This is a genomic window from Janthinobacterium sp. BHSEK, from assembly GCF_056174685.1.
This window is the reverse complement of sequence record NZ_JBWBYV010000091.1, coordinates 19,876-38,830: the sequence shown is the minus strand read 5'-3', so window position 1 is coordinate 38,830 and position 18,955 is coordinate 19,876. Positions and strand designations below refer to the sequence as shown.

General features: G+C 64.5%; 16 protein-coding genes. 12 read left to right on the top strand and 4 right to left on the bottom strand.

Going from position 1 to position 18,955, the window contains the following annotated elements; genetic code table 11:
• Positions 1–50 precede the first annotated feature (50 nt).
• Entirely contained in the window at positions 51–1,358 is a 1,308-nt protein-coding gene (locus AC0V2Y_RS25235) for a DUF3472 domain-containing protein (protein ID WP_475414846.1), read from the top strand.
• 10 nt (positions 1,359–1,368) lie between these two features.
• On the opposite strand, the gene AC0V2Y_RS25230 is transcribed toward AC0V2Y_RS25235, so the two are convergent.
• Entirely contained in the window at positions 1,369–1,881 is a 513-nt protein-coding gene (locus AC0V2Y_RS25230; protein ID WP_475414847.1) for a hypothetical protein, read from the bottom strand.
• Positions 1,882–2,128: 247 nt separating this feature from the next.
• Between AC0V2Y_RS25230 and AC0V2Y_RS25225 the strand changes: the two genes are divergently transcribed.
• From AC0V2Y_RS25225 to AC0V2Y_RS25215, 3 genes are all read left to right on the top strand, one after another.
• Positions 2,129–2,641, top strand: a complete 513-nt coding sequence (locus tag AC0V2Y_RS25225) for a sigma-70 family RNA polymerase sigma factor (protein ID WP_070223639.1) — start codon at positions 2,129–2,131, stop codon at positions 2,639–2,641.
• Complete coding sequence (locus AC0V2Y_RS25220; RefSeq protein WP_475414848.1) at positions 2,641–3,615, top strand: FecR domain-containing protein; 975 nt, start codon at positions 2,641–2,643, stop codon at positions 3,613–3,615. Before AC0V2Y_RS25225 ends, AC0V2Y_RS25220 begins: the two co-directional genes overlap by 1 nt.
• An 84-nt stretch (positions 3,616–3,699) precedes the next feature.
• The gene (locus AC0V2Y_RS25215; RefSeq protein WP_475414849.1) at positions 3,700–6,162 is read left to right on the top strand and encodes a TonB-dependent siderophore receptor; all 2,463 of its coding nucleotides are present in this window, start codon (positions 3,700–3,702) and stop codon (positions 6,160–6,162) included.
• Positions 6,163–6,177: 15 nt separating this feature from the next.
• Here the strand turns inward: AC0V2Y_RS25215 and AC0V2Y_RS25210 are convergent, their stop codons facing one another.
• Positions 6,178–6,555, bottom strand: a complete 378-nt coding sequence (locus AC0V2Y_RS25210; protein ID WP_475414850.1) for a SirB2 family protein — start codon at positions 6,553–6,555, stop codon at positions 6,178–6,180.
• A gap of 85 nt (positions 6,556–6,640) precedes the next feature.
• A complete protein-coding gene (locus AC0V2Y_RS25205; RefSeq protein ID WP_475414851.1) occupies positions 6,641–7,087 on the bottom strand; it encodes a GNAT family N-acetyltransferase in 447 nt (148 codons plus the stop codon).
• Between the two features lie 282 nt (positions 7,088–7,369).
• On the opposite strand from AC0V2Y_RS25205, the gene AC0V2Y_RS25200 reads away from it, so the two are divergent.
• Genes AC0V2Y_RS25200 through AC0V2Y_RS25190 form a run of 3 tightly spaced genes read left to right on the top strand, consistent with a single transcriptional unit; the run spans position 7,370 to position 10,757 of the window.
• On the top strand, positions 7,370–8,614 hold the full coding sequence (locus tag AC0V2Y_RS25200) for an MFS transporter (protein WP_475414871.1): 1,245 nt from the start codon (positions 7,370–7,372) through the stop codon (positions 8,612–8,614).
• Entirely contained in the window at positions 8,611–10,008 is a 1,398-nt protein-coding gene (locus AC0V2Y_RS25195; protein ID WP_070223628.1) for a NarK family nitrate/nitrite MFS transporter, read from the top strand. Before AC0V2Y_RS25200 ends, AC0V2Y_RS25195 begins: the two co-directional genes overlap by 4 nt.
• A 56-nt stretch (positions 10,009–10,064) precedes the next feature.
• Entirely contained in the window at positions 10,065–10,757 is a 693-nt protein-coding gene (locus AC0V2Y_RS25190; protein ID WP_230506045.1) for a carbonic anhydrase, read from the top strand.
• A gap of 98 nt (positions 10,758–10,855) precedes the next feature.
• Here AC0V2Y_RS25190 and AC0V2Y_RS25185 read toward each other — a convergent pair whose 3' ends face one another.
• Positions 10,856–11,227, bottom strand: coding sequence for a ribonucleotide reductase subunit alpha (locus AC0V2Y_RS25185; protein WP_475414852.1), 372 nt, complete (start codon positions 11,225–11,227; stop codon positions 10,856–10,858).
• A gap of 243 nt (positions 11,228–11,470) precedes the next feature.
• Between AC0V2Y_RS25185 and AC0V2Y_RS25180 the strand changes: the two genes are divergently transcribed.
• The 5 genes from AC0V2Y_RS25180 to AC0V2Y_RS25160 are packed head-to-tail and all read left to right on the top strand — an operon-like array spanning position 11,471 to position 18,898.
• The gene (locus AC0V2Y_RS25180) at positions 11,471–15,178 is read left to right on the top strand and encodes a nitrate reductase subunit alpha (RefSeq protein ID WP_475414853.1); all 3,708 of its coding nucleotides are present in this window, start codon (positions 11,471–11,473) and stop codon (positions 15,176–15,178) included.
• A complete protein-coding gene (gene narH / locus AC0V2Y_RS25175) occupies positions 15,175–16,725 on the top strand; it encodes a nitrate reductase subunit beta (protein ID WP_475414854.1) in 1,551 nt (516 codons plus the stop codon). The genes AC0V2Y_RS25180 and narH overlap by 4 nt, the downstream gene beginning before the upstream one ends.
• Positions 16,726–16,746: 21 nt before the next feature.
• Positions 16,747–17,415, top strand: a complete 669-nt coding sequence (gene narJ, locus AC0V2Y_RS25170; RefSeq protein ID WP_475414872.1) for a nitrate reductase molybdenum cofactor assembly chaperone — start codon at positions 16,747–16,749, stop codon at positions 17,413–17,415.
• Positions 17,416–17,449: 34 nt separating this feature from the next.
• Positions 17,450–18,136 (top strand): respiratory nitrate reductase subunit gamma, encoded by a 687-nt coding sequence (gene narI, locus AC0V2Y_RS25165; RefSeq protein ID WP_475414855.1) that lies wholly within the window; start codon positions 17,450–17,452, stop codon positions 18,134–18,136.
• A gap of 15 nt (positions 18,137–18,151) precedes the next feature.
• On the top strand, positions 18,152–18,898 hold the full coding sequence (locus AC0V2Y_RS25160) for a peptidylprolyl isomerase (RefSeq protein WP_475414856.1): 747 nt from the start codon (positions 18,152–18,154) through the stop codon (positions 18,896–18,898).
• Positions 18,899–18,955: the final 57 nt, after the last annotated feature.

Sequence of the window (18,955 nt, the reverse complement as noted above, 5' to 3'; positions counted from 1 at the left end):
CGCAGGCCCTTGCTCGTCCGCCGCAAGCCGTACCACACCAGGAGACGTTGATGAAACACAGAAGTTCATTGCTCTTTGCATTCCTTCCCGCCATGCCGATGCTGCTGGCGGCCTGCGGCGGCGCCACCGCCACCGGCACGGGCGGCACCGCCTTGCTGGCCGCCAGCGTGGCCGCGCCGGCCACGTCCGCCACCGTGGAACTGGCCGGCAACGCCTTCATCACCAGCGGCGACAAAGGCGCCGTCATCAACGAGCGTGGCCTGTCCGGCTGGAGCAATCCCGATGCCGTCGCCAGCACCTACTTCCGCGTGGCCGGGGCGGGCCCGGTGCAGGTGGCGCTCGACGCCAGCCTGGCCGATGGCGGCAACAGCACCATCCGCGTGAAGATCAACGGCGCGCCGTTCGACGTCAAGCTGGCCGGCAAAGAACGCAAGACCTATGCCGTGGGCACGGTGAACGTGGCGGCGGCCGGCTATGTGAAGGTGGACTTGCAGGGACTGTCGCGCGTGAAGGACACGTTTGGCGACGTTGCGGCGTTGAAGGTGACGTCGAACGCCGCGCTCAATTACGCGAACGACCCGGCCAATTACTACTGGTCGCGGCGCGGCCCGTCCGTGCACATGGGCTACACGGTGCCCGCCAATACCGAGTATTTCTATAACGAGATGACCATTCCCCAGGGTCAGGACGCCATCGGCTCCTACTTCATGGCCAACGGCTTTGGCCAGGGCTACATGGGCATCCAGGTGAAATCGCCGAGCGAGCGCTGGATACTGTTCTCCGTGTGGGATGCCGACAATGGCGCGAAAACCACCCTGGTCAGCAAGGGCGCCGGCGTGGTCGATAATGCGTTCGGCGGCGAGGGCACGGGCGGCCAGACCTATCTGTCGTACAACTGGGCGGCCGGCACGACGTACCGCTTCATCACGCGCGCGCGGCTCGACGGCAATGGCGGCAGCGATTACTCGGCCTGGTTCTTTGCTCCGGAAACGGGCAAGTGGCGCTACATCGCCACCTGGAAGCGGCCGGCGATTTCCACGTATTTGACGGGCGTACATTCCTTCCTCGAGAATTTCATCGATACCCTGGGCTACACGGAACGCCGCGTCCAGTTCGGCAACCAGTGGGCGAGGAACGTTGCCGGCACCTGGTCGGAAGTGACGGCGGGGAGGTTCACCGGCGACGCCACGGCCACCAATGCGCAGCGCATGGATTACGCGGGCGGGCTGGAAAACGGCAAATTCTACCTGCATAACGGCGGCTTTTTTGCCGATGTCGTGAAGACCAGCCAGAACTTCACGCGTCCGGCGACAGGCCAGGCGCCCGCCGTCGACGTAAGCACCTTGCCGATGCAATAGGCCTTGCTGCTTAGCCCGGCCGCTTGCCCGCCATCGCTTCGATGCCGCGATAGTAGGCGAGCGGCCGGCCTATCGTCACGCCCATCAACGCCGCCGCCTGGATGATGTCGTCTGTATCGCGCCGGTACACCACCAGCGCATCCATTTCGTCGCTGCCGCTGCCGTCGATCTGGATCAGCTCATAGCCGCCTTCGTCCACGGCGCGCTGCGCCAGTTCCGTATCGAGCCACTCGAAATAGGGCAGCGCGCTGCCGCGCCCTGCCTGGAGCAGTGCGCAAGGGAAGTCGGGGAAGTCGTCGAACATGTCCTGTATCTGTTCGTGCAGCTCATCGAGCTTGTCGCTCGACGCCATATAGCCGCCCAGGTGCGAGAGGATCGCGACCGCGTAGGCTTGCGCATCGCTGTCGATCCACTCGTCGCGTGGCGCGGAGGGCGCGGCGGTGATGGCGACGACGGCCTCGTCGAGTTCCTCTCCTTCCAGGTCACCGCAGCTCAGTTTGGTCAGCAATTCGGATAGCAGCATGTTCGCCTTTCAATGGGGGATGCATGGCCAGGGTGGCCGGCTTGTTGATGATGTTGCCGATACTATCATTGCCGCCTAGCCGGGCGCGTTCTGCAGAATTTGCAATGCGGGCTACGCCACCGGATACGATCGACAAGGAAATTTGGAAAGAAGCGCGATAAACAAGCCTTTGCAGGGCGCTTGCGCCGCGGTACGGCATGGAGATAGAATGCGAATCATTATTATTTGCGAATCAGGGAGGTGCGACGTGTCGGCTGCCCAACCCGGCGCTCACCAGGAGGTGGGCAGCCTGTATCACGAACACCACCGGTGGCTGCAAGGCTGGCTGCGGCACAAGCTGGGCAACGCCTTTGACGCGGCCGACGTGGCGCACGACACCTTCATGCGCCTGCTCAATCGCGACGAAGCCATCGCCGCGCGCGAGCCTCGCGCCTTTTTGACGACGGTTGCCAAGGGCGTGCTGGGCAATCTGTACCGCCGCCGCGACCTGGAGGCGGCCTACCTGGAAACGCTGGCCAGCCTGCCGGCGCAGCACGCGCCCGATCCCGAGGCGCAGGCGATCCTGCTCGAAGCCCTGTTCGACATCGACCGCCGCCTGGACGGCCTGGCGCCTGCCGTGCGCCGCGCGTTCCTGCTGTCGCAGCTCGATGGCATGCCGCAGGCGGCCATTGCGCTGGAACTGAATGTCTCGCTGGCCACCGTGCAGCGCTACCTGGTCAAAGCCATGCACCAGTGTTTCTTTGCCCATCCGGCATCGTGATGGGCGCCTTGACGCCGGAAGCGGCCAGCCTGCAAGCGGTGGAATGGCTGGTGCGCCTGCAGGCCGGCGACGCCACGCCGGAAGAGGAGCAGGCCTGGCGCGCCTGGCGCGAATGCGACCCGGAACACGAGCAAGCCTGGCAGCATGTGGAAGGCTGCATGGCGCGCATGCGCGCCTTGCCCGCGCCGCTGGCGCACGGCACGCTGGCGCGCAAGCCGGTCCATGCGCAGGCGAATGCGGCGCGGCGCCAGTCGTTGAAATTCCTCGCGCTGCTGGCCGTGGGCGGCGGCGCCTGGCTGGCGGGCGGCGATGAGCAGGCGCGCTTCTGGCTCGCCGACTACCGCACGGACACGGGAGAATTACGCCACGTCGTGCTGGACGACGGCACGCGCATCGCGCTCAATACGGCATCCAGCATCGACGTGCGCTATGACGCGGGCCAGCGCCTGGTGACGGTAGTCAAAGGCGAGATCATGGTCAGCACGGCGCGCGATCCGGCCGGCCGGCCATTTTTCGTGCAAACGGCGCAAGGCCGCTTGCAACCGGTGGGCACGCGCTTTGCCGTGCGCGTGGAAGGAGACCGCACGCAGCTGGGGGTGTTCGCCGGTGCCGTCGACATTCAACTGGAACAGGCGCCCGATGCGGCGCGCAGGCTGCAGGCGGGCCAGCAAACCAGCTTTACGGCGGCGCAGATCGGCGCCGTGCAAGCTTTGCCGGCCGGCGCGGATGCCTGGACGGCCGGCATGCTGGTGGCGCACGACATGCCGCTGGCGGAGTTTGTCGGCGAACTGGCCCGCTACCGCCCTGGGCGCCTGGCCTGCGATCCGGCCATCGCCCATTTGCGCGTGTCGGGCATCTACCCGCTGGCCGACACCACGCAAGTGCTCGACATGCTGACGCGCACCTTGCCCGTCGACGTGCGCCAGACCACGCGTTTCTGGGTGAGCGTGGTGCCGCATCGGCAGCATGCATAAATATTTTCTGAAAAGTGAGGGGTTTGCGATTTTCGCGTGACATAGCCAGTGAACCCTTCATTCACTTTCAGGAAAACAGTCCGCATGCCCAGCACAACCTTTATTCACGTTTCTTCCGCTTCCCGTACCTGCCGCCGCAGCGTGGCGGCGCTGGCTGTCAGCCAGGCCCTGTGGCTGCTCGCCGCCAGCGGCGCTTCCATCTTGGCTCCTTCGGCCCAGGCCGCGAATGCGGCGCGCATCGAGCTGGCGATACCTGCCGGCTCCCTGGAACAGGTGCTGGTGCGTTTCGGTCAGGAGACGGGCACCATGATTTCCTACCAGGCCGCCACCTTGGCGGGCAAGCGCAGCGCCGGCCTGGCGGGCAGCTACAGCGTGGCCGAAGCGCTGGGCGCCATCGTCGCCGGCTCGGGCTTGCGCGCCGTGCCGCAGGCCAACGGCGGTTATGTGCTCGACGCGGCAGCGGCCGAGGGCGGCCAGACCATGCCCGAGATGAAGGTCAGCGCCCGCGCCGATGTGAACGGCGCGACGGAAGGCAGCGGCGCCTACACGACGCAGAGCATGCGCTCGGCCACGCGCCTGGGCTTGTCCGTGCGCGAAACGCCGCAAGCCGTCAGCGTGGTGACGCGCCAGCAGATGGATGACCAGAACCTGCAGACCGTGGAAGAGGTGCTGCAAAACGCGGCTGGCATCGCCATCAACCGCTACGACAGCGACCGCACTTCGTTCTTCGCGCGTGGCTTTTCCATCGCCAGCTACCAGTACGATGGCATTCCGACCACGGTCGACAATGCGTTCAATGTGGGCGACAGCACGCTGGACATGACGGCCTACGACCGGGTCGAGATCGTACGCGGCGCCACGGGCCTGCTGACGGGCGCGGGCGAACCGTCGGCTACCATCAACCTGGTGCGCAAGCGCGCGTCGTCGACGCAGCTGGCCGGCGCGGCGGCCCTGAGCCTGGGTTCCTGGCGGAATGCGCGCGCCAGTGCGGACCTGTCCACACCCCTGAGTGCCGATGGCAAGGTGCGCGGCCGCGTCGTGGCCAGCTACCAGGACAGCGAATCGTATGTGAATCTGTATCATGGCAAGAAGGCCATGGCCTACGCCACCGTGGAGGCGGATCTGGCGCCCGGCAGCGTGCTGATCGCCGGCTATGAATACCAGGACAACCGCCCGCGCGGCGGCATGTATGGCGGCCTGCCGCTGTGGTACGCGGATGGCGAACGGGCCACCTTGTCCCGCTCCGCCACCACGGCCACCACCTGGAGCCGATGGTTCAGCACCAGCCAGACTGCCTTCCTGCGCCTGGAGCAGGAACTGGGCAAGGGCTGGAACCTGACGGCCATGCTGAATCACGGCTGGGGCAATTACTCGGCGGCCGAGCTCTTCGCCAATACCTGGCCGGACAAGGCCACGGGCCAGGGCGTGACGGGCTACGCCGGCTTTTACTCGGGCACGCGTCGCCAGGACAGCGTCGACGCCTATGTACAGGGGCCGCTGCAGCTGCTGGGCCGCAAGCACGACCTGGCGTTCGGCGTCTCGGGCAGCAACCAGTTCGCCAGCAATCCCGGCATTGCCGGCGGCAGCGTCGACTACGGCAATTTCCATCCGTGGCAGGGCGTGACGCCGGAGCCGGACTGGAACGACCCGAATTTCTCGCGCTGGAAGCTGCTCGACACGGTGCAGCAGCGCGGCATCTACGGCACGGCGCGCTTTTCGCTGGCCGATCCCTTGAAGCTGATCGTCGGCGCACGCTACAGCCGCTACAAGGCTGACCACGTCGACGACTGGGGCGGCGGCTATGCGTATGCCAAGCATGCCGTCACGCCGTATGCTGGCCTGGTATGGGATATCGATGCGCAGCATGCGCTGTACACCAGCTACAGCAAGATCTTCAAGCCGCAGGGCTACCAGGACCGGTTTGGCCGCTACCTCGACCCCGTGCAGGGCAAGAATGTGGAAGCGGGCGTGAAGGGCGAGTATTTCGGCGGCAAGCTCAATGCGGCGCTGGCCGTGTTCCGTATCGCGCAAGATGGGCTGGCGCAGGAAGACACGGGCCATTTTGTCGGCAACTCCCTGACGCAGGCGTACTACGCGGCAGCGGGCACCACCAGCAAGGGCGTGGAACTGGACGTGTCGGGCGAACTGGCGCAGGGCTGGAACGTCTCGGCCAGCGTGTCGCACGCGGCGGCCGAGGACAACACGGGCGCGCGCCTGAACAGCTATGTGCCGCAGACCCTGGCGCGCGTGTTTTCCACGTACCAGCTGCCAGGCGGCTGGCGCGCCTTGTCCGTGGGCGGCGGCGTGAACTGGCAGAGCGGCGCCTACCGCGACGCCACGGGACCGAATGGCACGGAGCGCGTGGAGCAGGGCGGCTATGCCGTGGCCAGCCTGATGGCGAAATACGCGCTGTCGCGCCAGCTGTCCTTGCAGGCGAATGTCAACAACCTGTTCGACAAGCATTACTACAGCCAGCTTGGCATGTATAACCAGGGCTACTGGGGCGCGCCGCGCAACGCCAGCGTCACCCTGCGCTACCTCTTCTGATGCGCTTGCCTGGTGCTACAGCGGCCAGGCCTGCTTGGTGACGGCCACGGCGACGATGTAGGCGAAGACCAGCACGGCGAGCGCGAAGGCGGCGCCGCGCACGGCCGGCGTCTTGCCTCGCTTCAGGGCGATGGTGCCCAGCACGATGTAGGCCACCAGCGCGCACAGCTTGGCGGCCAGCCAAGGCTGGCTGCCTGGCGATTGGCCGCTCCACACGGCGAGGGCGATGGCGCTGGCCAGCAGGGCCGTGTCGATCAGGTGCGGCAGGATTTTCACCCAGCGCTGCTGCAAGGCGGGCGAGGCGCGCAGCATCCAGGCGCCGCGCAAGAGGAACAGCGCGCCGCTGGCGGCGGCGCAGCCCATGTGGAAATGCTTGAGGCTCAGATAATCCATGCGTGATGTTGTACGGTGATTGACGGTGGCGCCAGCATAGCCGCCTTTGGCATCCTGCGCCATACGCCGTCGGGATGAGACGGGCCTAAGGCAGGAATTTGACGTAGACGAGTTCCGGATCGCCCTCGTCGAGATGGTCGATCCGGCCGCTGCGCACGAAACCCGCGCCGGCGAACAGCCCTTGCGCGGCGGTGTTGGACTGGTTCGTCGACGTGAACAGTTTGGCCGTCGTGCACGCGTCCGCGGCGGCGGCCAGCAGGCGCCGTCCCACGCCGCAGCGCTGGTGCGCGGGCGAGACCACCACCAGCGAGACAAAATCGTGGCCGAAGAAGTCGCCGTGCGTGAGGACATAGCCGGCCACCTGGCCGGCCCGGATGGCCACCTGGCAGTGGCCCATGCCGACAGCGGCGCGTACTGCCTCGCCGCGCTCCGGGTGCGCCTGGGCATAGGCGTCGCAAGCCAGCATGGCCGCCACATCGCCAGCCTGGGCCGCGCGGGTGATGATGTCGTCTGTTTCGTGCCTGTTCTGCATGCCGCTCCTTTTCTCCAGGCGCCGAGTGTGCCAAAAATGCGCCGGTTTGTAAAACACCCGCCATCCAGGCTAGGCGCGCACCCCGCCATCTAGTCACTTTTGCCGATGCGGCTATCCAGATTGCCTTCCCGGAATCACCCTGTGGCCGATAGTGCCTTTCGCCGCTGCCACGTAAGCTGGTCGGGACGGCTGGCCAGACGGCCAGTGCATTCATGGAGAAACATCGTGGCTACCCTAGATGGCACTAAGAACAACAGTAGTAACAAGGCAGTCGAACCGGGCATGCGGCGCAAGCAGGCGTCCGTATTGATCAGCAGTACCTTTGCATTTACCATCTGCTTTGCAGTCTGGATGATGTTTGCCGTACTGGGCATCCCCATCAAGACCAGCCTGGGTTTGACTGAAACGCAATTCGGCCTGCTGGCCGCCATGCCCGTGCTGACGGGCTCCCTCGTGCGGGTGCCATTGGGCATCTGGACGGACAAATACGGCGGACGCCGCGTCTTCTTCTGGCTGATGCTGGCCAGCGTGGTGCCGATCTACCTGATCTCCTACGCCACCGCCTACTGGCATTTCCTCGTGCTGGGCATGTTCGTGGGCCTGGCGGGCGGCTCGTTTTCCGTCGGCACGCCGTACGTGGCGCGCTGGTACGAGAAGGAGCGCCGCGGCCTGGCGATGGGCATCTTCGGCGCCGGTAACTCCGGTTCCGCGCTGACCAAGTTCGTCGCGCCCGGCATCGTCGCCGCCTTCGGCTGGCAGATGCTGCCCAAGGTGTATGCGGTGGCCATGCTGGCCACGGCCATCATCTTCTGGCTGTTTTCGTACACGGACAAATCGCACCTGGCGCCATCGGGCGAAAGTTTTTCGGCGCAGATGAAGGTGCTGAAGGATCCGCGCGTGTGGCGCTACTGCCAGTACTACTCTGTGGTGTTCGGCGGCTACGTGGCGCTGGCCCTGTGGATGACGAAGTACTACGTGGCCGAATATGGCTTTGACTTGAAGCACGCGGCGCTGCTGGCCGCCTGCTTCTCGCTGCCGGGCGGCGTGCTGCGCGCGGTGGGCGGCTGGATCTCCGACAAATACGGTGCGGCGAAAGTCACCTGGGCCGTGATGTGGGTGTGCTGGGTGTGCTTCTTCCTGCTGTCGTATCCGCAAACGCAGATGGTGATCGAGACCGTCACGGGGCCGCTGGCCTTCCATATCGGTCTGTCGCCGCTGTGGTTCACCGTGCTGCTGTTCATCGTCGGCATCGCCATGGCTGTCGGCAAGGCATCCGTCTTCAAGTTCATCGGCGATGATTTTTCCGACAACATTGGCGCCGTCTCGGGCGTGGTGGGTCTGGCCGGCGGCCTGGGCGGCTTCATCCTGCCCGTGATGTTCGGCGCCCTGGTGGACTTCACGGGCGTGCGTTCGAGCTCCTTCATGCTCCTGTACGGCACCGTCTGCGTTTCCCTCGTCTGGATGCATTTCTCGTTCAAGCCGCTGCGCGCGGCACCAACTACTCAACCTGCAGGAGTACAAGCATGAGCCGCTATATGATCAATACCTGGGAGCCGGAAACACCGAGCTTCTGGCAAAGCACGGGCAAGGCCACGGCCGCGCGCAATCTGTGGATCTCGATTCCCGCGCTGCTGCTGGCGTTCGCCGTGTGGATGGTGTGGAGCGTGGTGGTGGTCAACCTGCCCAACATCGGTTTTACCTACAGTAACAACCAGCTGTTCTGGCTGACGGCCTTGCCGGGCCTGTCCGGCGCCACCTTGCGCATCTTTTACTCGTTCATGGTACCGATCTTCGGCGGCCGCCGCTGGACGGCCATTTCCACGGGTTCGCTGCTGATTCCCGCCATCGGCATCGGCCTGGCCGTGCAGGACGTGAACACCGGTTATCCGACCATGCTGATCCTGGCGCTGCTGTGCGGTTTCGGCGGCGGCAATTTCGCCTCGTCGATGGCCAACATCAGCTTTTTCTATCCGAAGGCCAGCAAGGGCTTCGCGCTGGGCATGAATGCGGGCCTGGGCAACCTGGGCGTATCGGTGGTGCAGTTCGTCGTGCCGCTGGTGATCACCTTCGCCGTCTTCGGCGCCTGGGGCGGCGATTCGCTCACCTGGGTCAAGAATGGCGTGAGCAAGGAGATGTGGCTGCAAAACGCGGGCTTCATCTGGGTGCCGTTCATCGCGCTGTCCACCTTGCTGGCCTGGTTCGGCATGAATGACCTGGCATCGGCCAAGGCCTCGTTTTCCGAACAGGCCGTGATCTTCAAGCGCAAGCACAACTGGCTCATGTGCTGGCTGTATACGGGCACCTTCGGCTCCTTCATCGGTTACTCGGCCGCGTTTCCGCTGCTGATCAAGATCCAGTTCCCCGACGTCAACCCGCTCGATTACGCCTTCCTGGGACCGTTGGTCGGCGCCCTGGCGCGTGTCGCCGGCGGCGTGATTTCCGACAAACTGGGCGGCGCCCGCGTTACCCTGTGGTCGTTCCTCTTGATGATAGGCGCCGTGCTGGGCGTGCTGTACTTCATGCCGCAAGCGGGCGGAAGTGTGCACACTGCGGGCAGCTTCAACGGCTTCTTCTGGATGTTCATGCTGCTGTTCGCCGGCACGGGCATCGGCAATGCGTCGACCTTCCGCATGATCCCCGTGATCTTCCTGACGGAGCACCAGCGCGCGGCGGCCGGCAAGGGCAAGGCGGCGCAGGAGCAGGCCATCGTCGACGCCAACAAGGAAGGCGCGGCCGTCCTGGGCTTCACCTCGGCCGTGGCTGCGTATGGCGCCTTCTTCATCCCGAAAAGCTATGGCACCTCGATTGCGCTGACGGGCAGCCCCGACGCGGCCCTGTGGTGCTTCATCGGCTTTTATGTCAGCTGCATCGCGATCACCTGGTGGTGCTATGCGCGCAAGAATGCGCCGATGCCTTGCTAAAGTTGGAATGTCTGGCAAGTCGTTCTTGCCAGACGTTGAGGAAATGAGAGTATGTCATGGAAGAACTGGAAAAATTCGTCAACGGCTTCAGCCTGTTTCAGCAGCAGTATTTCAGCGAGCCGCAAACCTTGTACGACAGCCTGCGCGACGGGCAGCGGCCTTCGACCTTGCTGATCGGCTGCTGCGATTCGCGCGTCGACCCCATGCTGCTGACGGGCAGCGACCCGGGCGACATGTTCGTCGTGCGCAATATCGCCAACCTGGTGCCGCCGTGCACGCCCGACGCGCCGCCCGGCGTCAGTTCGGCCATCGAGTTCGCCGTCTGCAAGCTGGAAGTGGCCAGGGTCATCGTGCTGGGCCATGCGCGCTGCGGCGGCATCCGCGCGCTGCTGGAACCGCAGCCGCGCGCGGAAGGCCAGGAAACGGACTTCGTGGGACAGTGGATGCGCATCGCCGAACCGGTGGCGCAAAGGGTGCGGCGTGACCTGGCGCACCGCTCATCGGAGGAACAGCACCATGCGTGCGAACTGGCCAGCATCCTGCAGTCGCTGGACAACCTGCTCACCTACCCGTGGCTCAAGCGCCGGGTGGAGCAGGGCGTATTGAAACTGCATGGCTGGTATTTCGACATCGACAGCGGGGCGCTGATGGCCTATTCGGCGCGCCAGCAGCAGTTTTTGCCGCTCGTCTGTCCGATAGAGCGGGCGCGCCATCTGCATGAGCGCCCTTGGCCGGATGCGGCCAGGTAATCCGAAACGTGGCGCCAACAATGTGTCGGATTACGCTACGCTAATCCGACCTTGTGGTAGGTCGGAATAGCCCGCAGGGCGTAATCCGACAACTCCCCTCAGCTAAAACGCAATAAATCCCCGCTGCGGTCAAACGCCAGCAGGCTGTCGATGCGGCCTTGCTCGATCGCCGTCACCATGGCGCGCAGGGGCGCTTCGCATTCCTGCGCGGCTGGCGGCTGGCCCTCGCGACCCGCCAGTCCCGCCACGAAGACCACGTCCCAGTGCGTCTGCATCTGTTTCGACTCCTCCTTCAATGTCTCGAAGCTGCCCAGTTCCTCGGGCAGCTTGTCGGCGCACATCACGGGCGTGAGGGACTTGCCCTGGCCGCCAGGCTGGGCCTGCGCCTGGGTAAAGGTGAACAGCAGGCGTTGCGGCTGCTCCTGGTTGCGGGCGCTGTGCAGCAGGCTGGCGTAATCGGTAATCGACATGATGCTCTTTCTCTGTGTTGAACGATGACGACAGGTATACCGCAGCACGGTCGCGGCGCCCATAGGCAATAGTGACTATCCGGGTGACTACGCGCCTATGCATTCCTGGTGCCGGAAACCGACTTCTTGCCAATACCGCCGGGCACGGCGCGTCGATAGACTGTTTGTATCGACGCGTGGGCCATCCGGCTTGCAGCGTTTTTATGACCTGGCGCCGCTCCGGCGGCGCAATGTGGAGGTAGCATGAGTCACTTTCTGGACCGTCTTAAATTTTTTAGCAAGCCCGCCGAGCCGTTCTCGAACGGCCATGGCACCGTGGTCGACGAAGACCGCACCTGGGAAAACGCCTACCGCCAGCGCTGGCAGCACGACAAGATCGTGCGTTCCACGCATGGCGTGAACTGTACCGGCTCGTGCAGCTGGAAGGTGTACGTCAAGAATGGCCTGATCACCTGGGAAACCCAGCAAACCGATTACCCGCGCACGCGCCCCGACCTGCCCAACCACGAACCGCGCGGCTGCCCGCGCGGCGCCAGCTATTCCTGGTACGTGTATTCGGCCCAGCGCGTGAAATACCCGATGGTGCGCGGCCGCCTGATGGAAATGTGGCGCGAAGCGCGCAAGACCATGGACCCCGTCACGGCCTGGGACTGGATCAGCCAGGACCCCGTGCGCTCGCAGCAATACAAATCCATCCGCGGCCTGGGCGGCTTCGTGCGCGCCACGTGGGAAGAATCGAATGAAATCATCGCCGCCGCGAACGCGCTGACGATCAAGAAATACGGCCCGGACCGCATCGTCGGCTTCTCGCCGATTCCCGCCATGTCCATGGTCAGCTACGCCTCCGGCACGCGCTACCTGTCGCTGATCGGCGGCGTGGCCCTGAGCTTCTACGACTGGTACTGCGACTTGCCGCCGGCCAGCCCGCAAGTGTGGGGCGAGCAGACGGACGTGCCGGAATCGGCCGACTGGTATAACTCGACCTATCTGATGGTGTGGGGCTCGAACGTGCCGATGACGCGCACGCCGGACGCCCACTTCTACACGGAAGTGCGCTACAAGGGCACGAAAACCGTGGCCATCTCGCCCGATTACGGCGAAATGGTGAAGTTCGGCGACATCTGGCTGGCGCCGAAACAGGGCACGGACGCCGCGCTGGCGCTGGCCATGGGCCACGTCATCCTCAAGGAATTCCACTCGGAAGGGCAGAGCGCCTACTTCCGCGACTATGCGCGCCAGTACACGGACTTCCCCATGCTGGTGCTGCTCAAGGAGCATAACGGCACTCTGGTGCCCGATTACTTCCTGCGCGCTTCGCACCTGGACAACAACCTCGACGAAACCAACAATCCGGAATGGAAAACCCTCGTCATCGACGAAACCACGGGTGCGATCACGGCGCCGGCCGGCTCCATCGGCTTCCGCTGGGGCGAGTCGGGCAAGTGGAACCTGGAACAGAAGGCGGGCGGCAGCGGCGCGCCCATCGTGCCGATGCTCTCCATGATCAACGACAGCGACGCCGTCACGGAAGTGGGTTTTGCCTACTTCGGCGGCAAGGACGCGTCCGACATGCTGCTGCGCAAGGTACCGGTGAAAACCATCCGCCTGGCCGACGGCACCACGGGCCTCGTCACCACGGTGTTCGACCTGACCCTGGCCAACTACGGCATCGACCGTGGCCTGGGCGGCGAAAACGTGGCGGAAAGCTATGACGACGACGTGCCGTACACCCCCGCGTGGCAGGAAAAGCACACGGGCGTGAAACGCGCCGACGTCATCACCGTGGCGCGCCAGTTCGCGGAAAACGCGGACCAGACGCGCGGCAAGAGCATGGTCATCGTGGGCGCCGGCCTGAATCACTGGTACCACATGGACATGACGTATCGGGGCATCATCAACATGCTGATGATGTGCGGCTGTATCGGCCAGTCGGGCGGCGGCTGGGCCCATTACGTGGGCCAGGAAAAGCTGCGTCCGCAAACGGGCTGGACGCCTTTGGCCTTCGCCCAGGACTGGGTGCGCCCGATGCGCCAGATGAACGGCACCTCGTTCTTCTATGCCCACACGAGCCAGTGGCGCCACGAGAAGCTGGAGACGGGCGACATCGCCTCGCCATCGGCGGCCAGCGGCACGGGCGACCTGACCCTGCTCGACTACAACGCCAAGGCCGAGCGCATGGGCTGGTTGCCATCGGCGCCGCAGCTGCAGACCAATCCGCTGGAAGTGGCCAGGGCCGCCAAGGCGGCAGGGCAGGCGCCGGCCGCGTATGCGCTCGACCAGATCAAGGCGGGCCAGCTGCAGTTTTCGTGCGACGATCCGGACAACCCGGCCAACTTCCCGCGCAATATGTTTGTCTGGCGCTCGAACATCCTGGGCAGCTCGGGCAAGGGCCACGAATACTTCCTGAAATACCTGCTGGGCACGCAAAACGGCTTGCTCAGCGACGAAGACGACTGCATCACGCCGAAGCAGGTGAAAGTGCGCCCGGCCGCCGAAGGCAAGCTCGATCTGCTGGTGGTGCTGGACTTCCGCATGTCGACCACCTGCCTGTACGGCGACGTGGTGCTGCCGACGGCCACCTGGTACGAAAAGGACGATCTGAATACCTCGGACATGCATCCGTTCATCCATCCGCTGTCCGAAGCCGTGCAGCCCCTGTGGCAATCGAAGTCGGACTGGGAAATCTACAAGGGGCTGGCCGAGAAATTCTCGGAAATCGGCGGCGAACTGCTGGGCACCCAGCAAGACATCATCCTCACGCCGCTGATGCACGACACGCCGGGCGAACTGGGCCAGCCCTTCGATCCCAAGGATTGGCGCGCCGGCGAATGCGATGCGATTCCCGGCAAGACCATGCCGAACATGACGGTGGTCGAGCGCAATTACCGCGACGTCTACAAGAAGTTCACCTCGATCGGACCGCTGCTGGAAACCATCGGCAATGGCGGCAAGGGCATTTCCTGGAAGACGGGCCATGAAGTCGAGGTCCTGCGCGGCATCAACCGCACGGTGCTCGATGAAGGCGTGTCGAAGGGCCAGCCGCGCCTCGATACGGCCATCGATGCGGCCGAGATGATCCTGTCGCTGGCGCCGGAAACGAATGGCCACGTGGCCGTCAAGGCCTGGGCCGCGCTGTCCGCCATCACGGGACGCGAGCACACGCATCTGGCGCTGCCGCGCGAGCATGACAGCATCCGCTTCCGCGACGTGCAGGCGCAGCCGCGCAAGATCATTTCCTCGCCCACCTGGTCGGGCCTGGAAAGCGAGGAAGTTAGCTACACGGCCGGCTATACCAACGTGCATGAACTGATTCCATGGCGCACCCTGACGGGCCGCCAGCAGTTCTACCAGGATCACCTGTGGATGCGCGACTTCGGCGAGGGACTGTGCGTGTACAAGCCGGCCATCAACACGAAGACGACGGAAGCGCTGCTGGGCACCAAGCCGAACGGCAACAAGGAACTGGCGCTGAACTTTTTGACGCCGCACCAGAAATGGGGCATCCACTCCACGTATTCGGACAACCTGCGCATGCTGACCCTGTCGCGCGGCGGACCGCACGTGTGGCTGTCGGAGACCGACGCGCAAGCTGCCGGCATCGTCGACAACGACTGGATCGAGGTCTTCAACGTGAACGGCACCCTGACGGCGCGCGCCATCGTCAGCCAGCGCATCCCGGCCGGCATGACGATGATGTACCACGCCCAGGAAAAGATCATCAACGTGCCCGGCGCGGAGATGACGGGCAAGCGGGGCGGCATCCATAACTCGGTGACGCGCGCCGTGCCCAAGCCGACGCACATGATCGGCGGCTACGCCCAGCTGGCCTACGGCTTCAATTACTACGGCACGGTGGGCTCCAACCGCGATGAATTCGTATTGGTGCGCAAGATGAACAAGGTCGACTGGCTCGAAGGGCCATTGGAAACAGAAGACGGGAGCATGGTATGAAAATCAGAGCGCAAATCGGCATGGTGCTGAACCTGGACAAGTGCATCGGCTGCCACACCTGTTCCGTCACCTGCAAGAACGTGTGGACCAGCCGCGACGGCGTCGAGTACGCATGGTTCAACAACGTGGAAACCAAGCCCGGCATCGGCTATCCGAAGCAGTGGGAAAACCAGGACAAGTGGAATGGCGGCTGGCGCCGCACGGACGCTGGCAAGATCGAGCCGCGCCAGGGCAGCCGCTTGAAGATCCTGGCCAATATCTTCGCCAATCCGAACCTGCCCGCCATCGACGAGTACTACGAGCCGTTCACCTACGACTACGAGCACCTGCAAAGCGCGCCGCTGTCGCAGACGCCGCCGACTGCCCGTCCGATCTCCGTGCTGACGGGGAAAAAGATGGAAAAAATCGAGTGGGGTCCGAACTGGGAAGATGACCTGGGTGGCGAGTTTGCCCAGCGCAGCAAGGACAAGCTGTTCGACAACATGCAGAAGGAGATGTACGGCACCTTCGAAAACACCTTCATGATGTATCTGCCGCGTCTGTGTGAGCATTGCCTCAACCCGACGTGCGTGGCGTCTTGCCCGTCCGGCTCCGTGTACAAGCGCGAAGACGACGGCATCGTGCTGATCGACCAGGACAAGTGCCGCGGCTGGCGCATGTGCATCTCCGGTTGCCCGTACAAGAAGATTTACTACAATTGGTCGTCCGGCAAGGCGGAGAAGTGCACCTTCTGCTTCCCCCGCATCGAGGCCGGCCAGCCTACCGTGTGCTCGGAAACGTGCGTGGGCCGCATCCGCTACCTGGGCGTGCTGCTGTACGACGCCGACAAGATCGAGGCTGCCGCCTCCGTGCCGCAGGAGCAGGACCTGTACCAGGCGCAATTGGACCTGTTCCTCGATCCGCACGATCCGGCCATCATCGCCGAGGCGCGCCGCCAGGGCATCCCGGACCTTTGGCTGGAAGCGGCCGTCAAGTCGCCCGTCTACAAGATGGCCGTCGAGTGGAAGGTGGCGTTCCCGCTGCATCCCGAATACCGCACCTTGCCGATGGTGTGGTACGTGCCGCCCCTGTCGCCGATCCAGGCGGCCGCCGAATCGGGCAAGCTGGGCGTGAACGGCATGCTGCCGGACACCCAAAGCCTGCGCATTCCCGTGCAGTACCTGGCCAATTTGCTGACGGCCGGCGACCAGCCTCCCATCGTCACGGCGCTGGACCGCATGCTGGCCATGCGTGCCTACATGCGCAGCAAGACGGTCGAGAAGGTGGAGAACCTCACGGTGCTGAAACAGGTGGGATTGACCCAGGCGCAGGTGGAGGACATGTACCACATCATGGCCATCGCCAATTACGAAGACCGCTTCGTCATCCCCAGCAGCCACAAGGAAATGGCCGAGGACAGCTTCAACGAGAAGGGTTCGTGCGGCTTCAGCTTCGGCAACGGCTGCTCGGACGGCAGCAGCGAGCCGACCTTGTTCGGCAAGAAAAAGCACGGTTCGGCCATCTTCATGCAGATGCCGAAGTCGCGCAAAACGGCGCCAGGCGCTTAAGGAGCTGATATGGAACACGCTATGCATCACTACCAAGTCCTCTCGCGCCTGCTGCTGTACCCGGAGCCCGAGCTGATCGCGCACCTGCCGCAACTCGAGGCCGCGCTGGCGGCCGTGCCGCAGCAGCACGCGCTGTTGCTGCCCTTGCTGGCGCACCTGGAAAGCAGCAGCCTGATCGACCTGCAGCAGCAGTACGTGGCCACCTTCGACCGCAATCCCTCGCACTCGCTGCACCTGTTCGAGCATATCCACGGCGAATCGCGCGACCGGGGCCAGGCCATGGTCGACCTGATGGAGGAATACAAGCGCCACGGCCTGCAAATGGTGGGCGACGACTTGCCCGACTTCGTGCCCCTGTTCCTGGAGTTTTTGGCGCAGCTCGACGAGGCAGTCTCGGCGCCGCTGCTGGGCGACGCCGTCCACGTGCTGGCCCACATCGGCCGCAAGCTGACGGCCAACGGCAGCCCGTATGCGCCCGTCTTCACAGTGCTCGAACGCCTGAGCCCCGTGGCGGCCGAAATGCTGGCCGAACCGCCGGTGCGCGACATGGATGAAGCGCTGGAAACCTTCGGTCCCGGTGCGGACGGCGTCGAGCCGCTGCTGCGCCAAAGTATGGGCCAAGGTCTGGGCCAGGTCGCGGGCGGCATCCATCCCGTGCATTTTCACCCGCAGCCGCGGCGCGCCGCCTAACTGGCCCACTGCGCCCGCATGAGGAGAGTACATCATGAGTAATTATTTGCATCAATTTGTGTATGGCATCTATCCATACATCGCGCTGGCCATCTTTTTCCTGGGCAGCCTGATCCGTTTCGACCGCGAGCAATACACGTGGAAATCCGATTCCAGCCAGCTGCTGCACCGCGGCAGCCTGCGCCTGGGCAATATCCTGTTCCACATCGGCATCATCGGCCTGCTGTTCGGCCATGCGGCCGGCTTGCTGACCCCCGTCTGGGTGTGGGATACCTTGGGCGTGTCGCATAGCCTGAAGCAGGGCGTGGCCATGGCGGCCGGCGGCGTGATGGGCGGCCTGTGCCTGGCCGGCATCCTGATCCTGCTGACGCGCCGCTTCGGCAATGCACGGCTGCGCGCCGTCACCACGGCCGGCGACAAGCTGGTGATGCTGTGGATCTTGCTGACCTTGCTGCTGGGCCTGTCGTCTATCTTTGTGTCGGCTTCGCATATGGATGGCCACATGATGGTCTTGCTGATGAACTGGGCGCAGCACATCGTCACCTTCCGCGGCGACGCCGCCAGCTTCATCGTCGATGCGCCGCTGGTGTTCAAGCTGCACCTGTTCATGGGCATGTCGCTGTTCGTCATCTTCCCGTTCACCCGCCTGGTGCATGTGTGGAGCGGCTTTGGCGCTGTTGCTTACCTTGGCCGCGCCTATCAACTGGTGCGCCGCCGTTAAGAAAGGAGTCATATCATGGGAATCTCCGTCAATGGCATCGACATCGACGATGCCGACATCGCGCAGGAATTGCCGCATCACGACGGTGCCGGCAATCCGCTGAAACAGGCCGTGCATGAACTGGTGCTGCGCCGGCTGCTGCTGGGCGAGGCCGGACGCCTCGGCGTGCAGGGCGGCAGCGATGACGACCGCATCGAGGCGCTGTTCGCGCAGGAAGTGCGCGTGCCGCCCGCCGACGATGCGGCTTGCCGCACCTTTTATGCGCAACGCCCGCAGCTGTTTCGCAGCGGCGCGCTGGTCGAGGCGCGCCACATCCTGTTTCAGGTGACACCGGAGGCGCCTTTGGAGCTGCTGCGCACGACGGCGCAAGCCGTGCTCGATGCCCTGAAACTGGCGCCCGAGCGCTTCGCCGAACTGGCGGCGCAGTACTCGAACTGCCCGTCCGGCGCCTTGGGCGGGAGCCTGGGCCAGCTGTCGCCGGGCCAGAGCGTGCCGGAATTCGACGCCCTGGTGTTCCGCCTGGAAGAGGGCGCGCTGGCCGGCCACTTGCTGGAAACGCGCTTCGGCTACCACATCGTGCAGGTGCAGCGCCGGGTCGAAGGCCAGGCCATCGCCTACGAAGCCGTGCAGGCGCAAATCGCCGACCGGCTGGCGCGGGCGGCGTGGCAGCGCGCCGTGCACCAGTATCTGCACTTGCTGGTGGGGCGCGCGGACATCGCCGGCATCGAGCTGGAAGGCACAGCCAGTCCGCTGGTTCAGTAAGTAGAAATGCGTAGCTAAAAAGGCGTAGGCCGCTAGGCCTTCTGGGGCACAGCCAGA

Coding starts and splice junctions, on each gene's coding strand:
- AC0V2Y_RS25235 (WP_475414846.1), top strand. CDS start 51: ATGAAACACAGAAGTTCATTGCTCTTTGCATTCCTTCCCGCCATGCCG.
- AC0V2Y_RS25230 (WP_475414847.1), bottom strand. CDS start 1,881: ATGCTGCTATCCGAATTGCTGACCAAACTGAGCTGCGGTGACCTGGAA.
- AC0V2Y_RS25220 (WP_475414848.1), top strand. CDS start 2,641: ATGGGCGCCTTGACGCCGGAAGCGGCCAGCCTGCAAGCGGTGGAATGG.
- AC0V2Y_RS25215 (WP_475414849.1), top strand. CDS start 3,700: ATGCCCAGCACAACCTTTATTCACGTTTCTTCCGCTTCCCGTACCTGC.
- AC0V2Y_RS25210 (WP_475414850.1), bottom strand. CDS start 6,555: ATGGATTATCTGAGCCTCAAGCATTTCCACATGGGCTGCGCCGCCGCC.
- AC0V2Y_RS25205 (WP_475414851.1), bottom strand. CDS start 7,087: ATGCAGAACAGGCACGAAACAGACGACATCATCACCCGCGCGGCCCAG.
- AC0V2Y_RS25200 (WP_475414871.1), top strand. CDS start 7,370: ATGCGGCGCAAGCAGGCGTCCGTATTGATCAGCAGTACCTTTGCATTT.
- AC0V2Y_RS25195 (WP_070223628.1), top strand. CDS start 8,611: ATGAGCCGCTATATGATCAATACCTGGGAGCCGGAAACACCGAGCTTC.
- AC0V2Y_RS25190 (WP_230506045.1), top strand. CDS start 10,065: ATGGAAGAACTGGAAAAATTCGTCAACGGCTTCAGCCTGTTTCAGCAG.
- AC0V2Y_RS25185 (WP_475414852.1), bottom strand. CDS start 11,227: ATGTCGATTACCGATTACGCCAGCCTGCTGCACAGCGCCCGCAACCAG.
- AC0V2Y_RS25180 (WP_475414853.1), top strand. CDS start 11,471: ATGAGTCACTTTCTGGACCGTCTTAAATTTTTTAGCAAGCCCGCCGAG.
- narH (WP_475414854.1), top strand. CDS start 15,175: ATGAAAATCAGAGCGCAAATCGGCATGGTGCTGAACCTGGACAAGTGC.
- narJ (WP_475414872.1), top strand. CDS start 16,747: ATGCATCACTACCAAGTCCTCTCGCGCCTGCTGCTGTACCCGGAGCCC.
- narI (WP_475414855.1), top strand. CDS start 17,450: ATGAGTAATTATTTGCATCAATTTGTGTATGGCATCTATCCATACATC.
- AC0V2Y_RS25160 (WP_475414856.1), top strand. CDS start 18,152: ATGGGAATCTCCGTCAATGGCATCGACATCGACGATGCCGACATCGCG.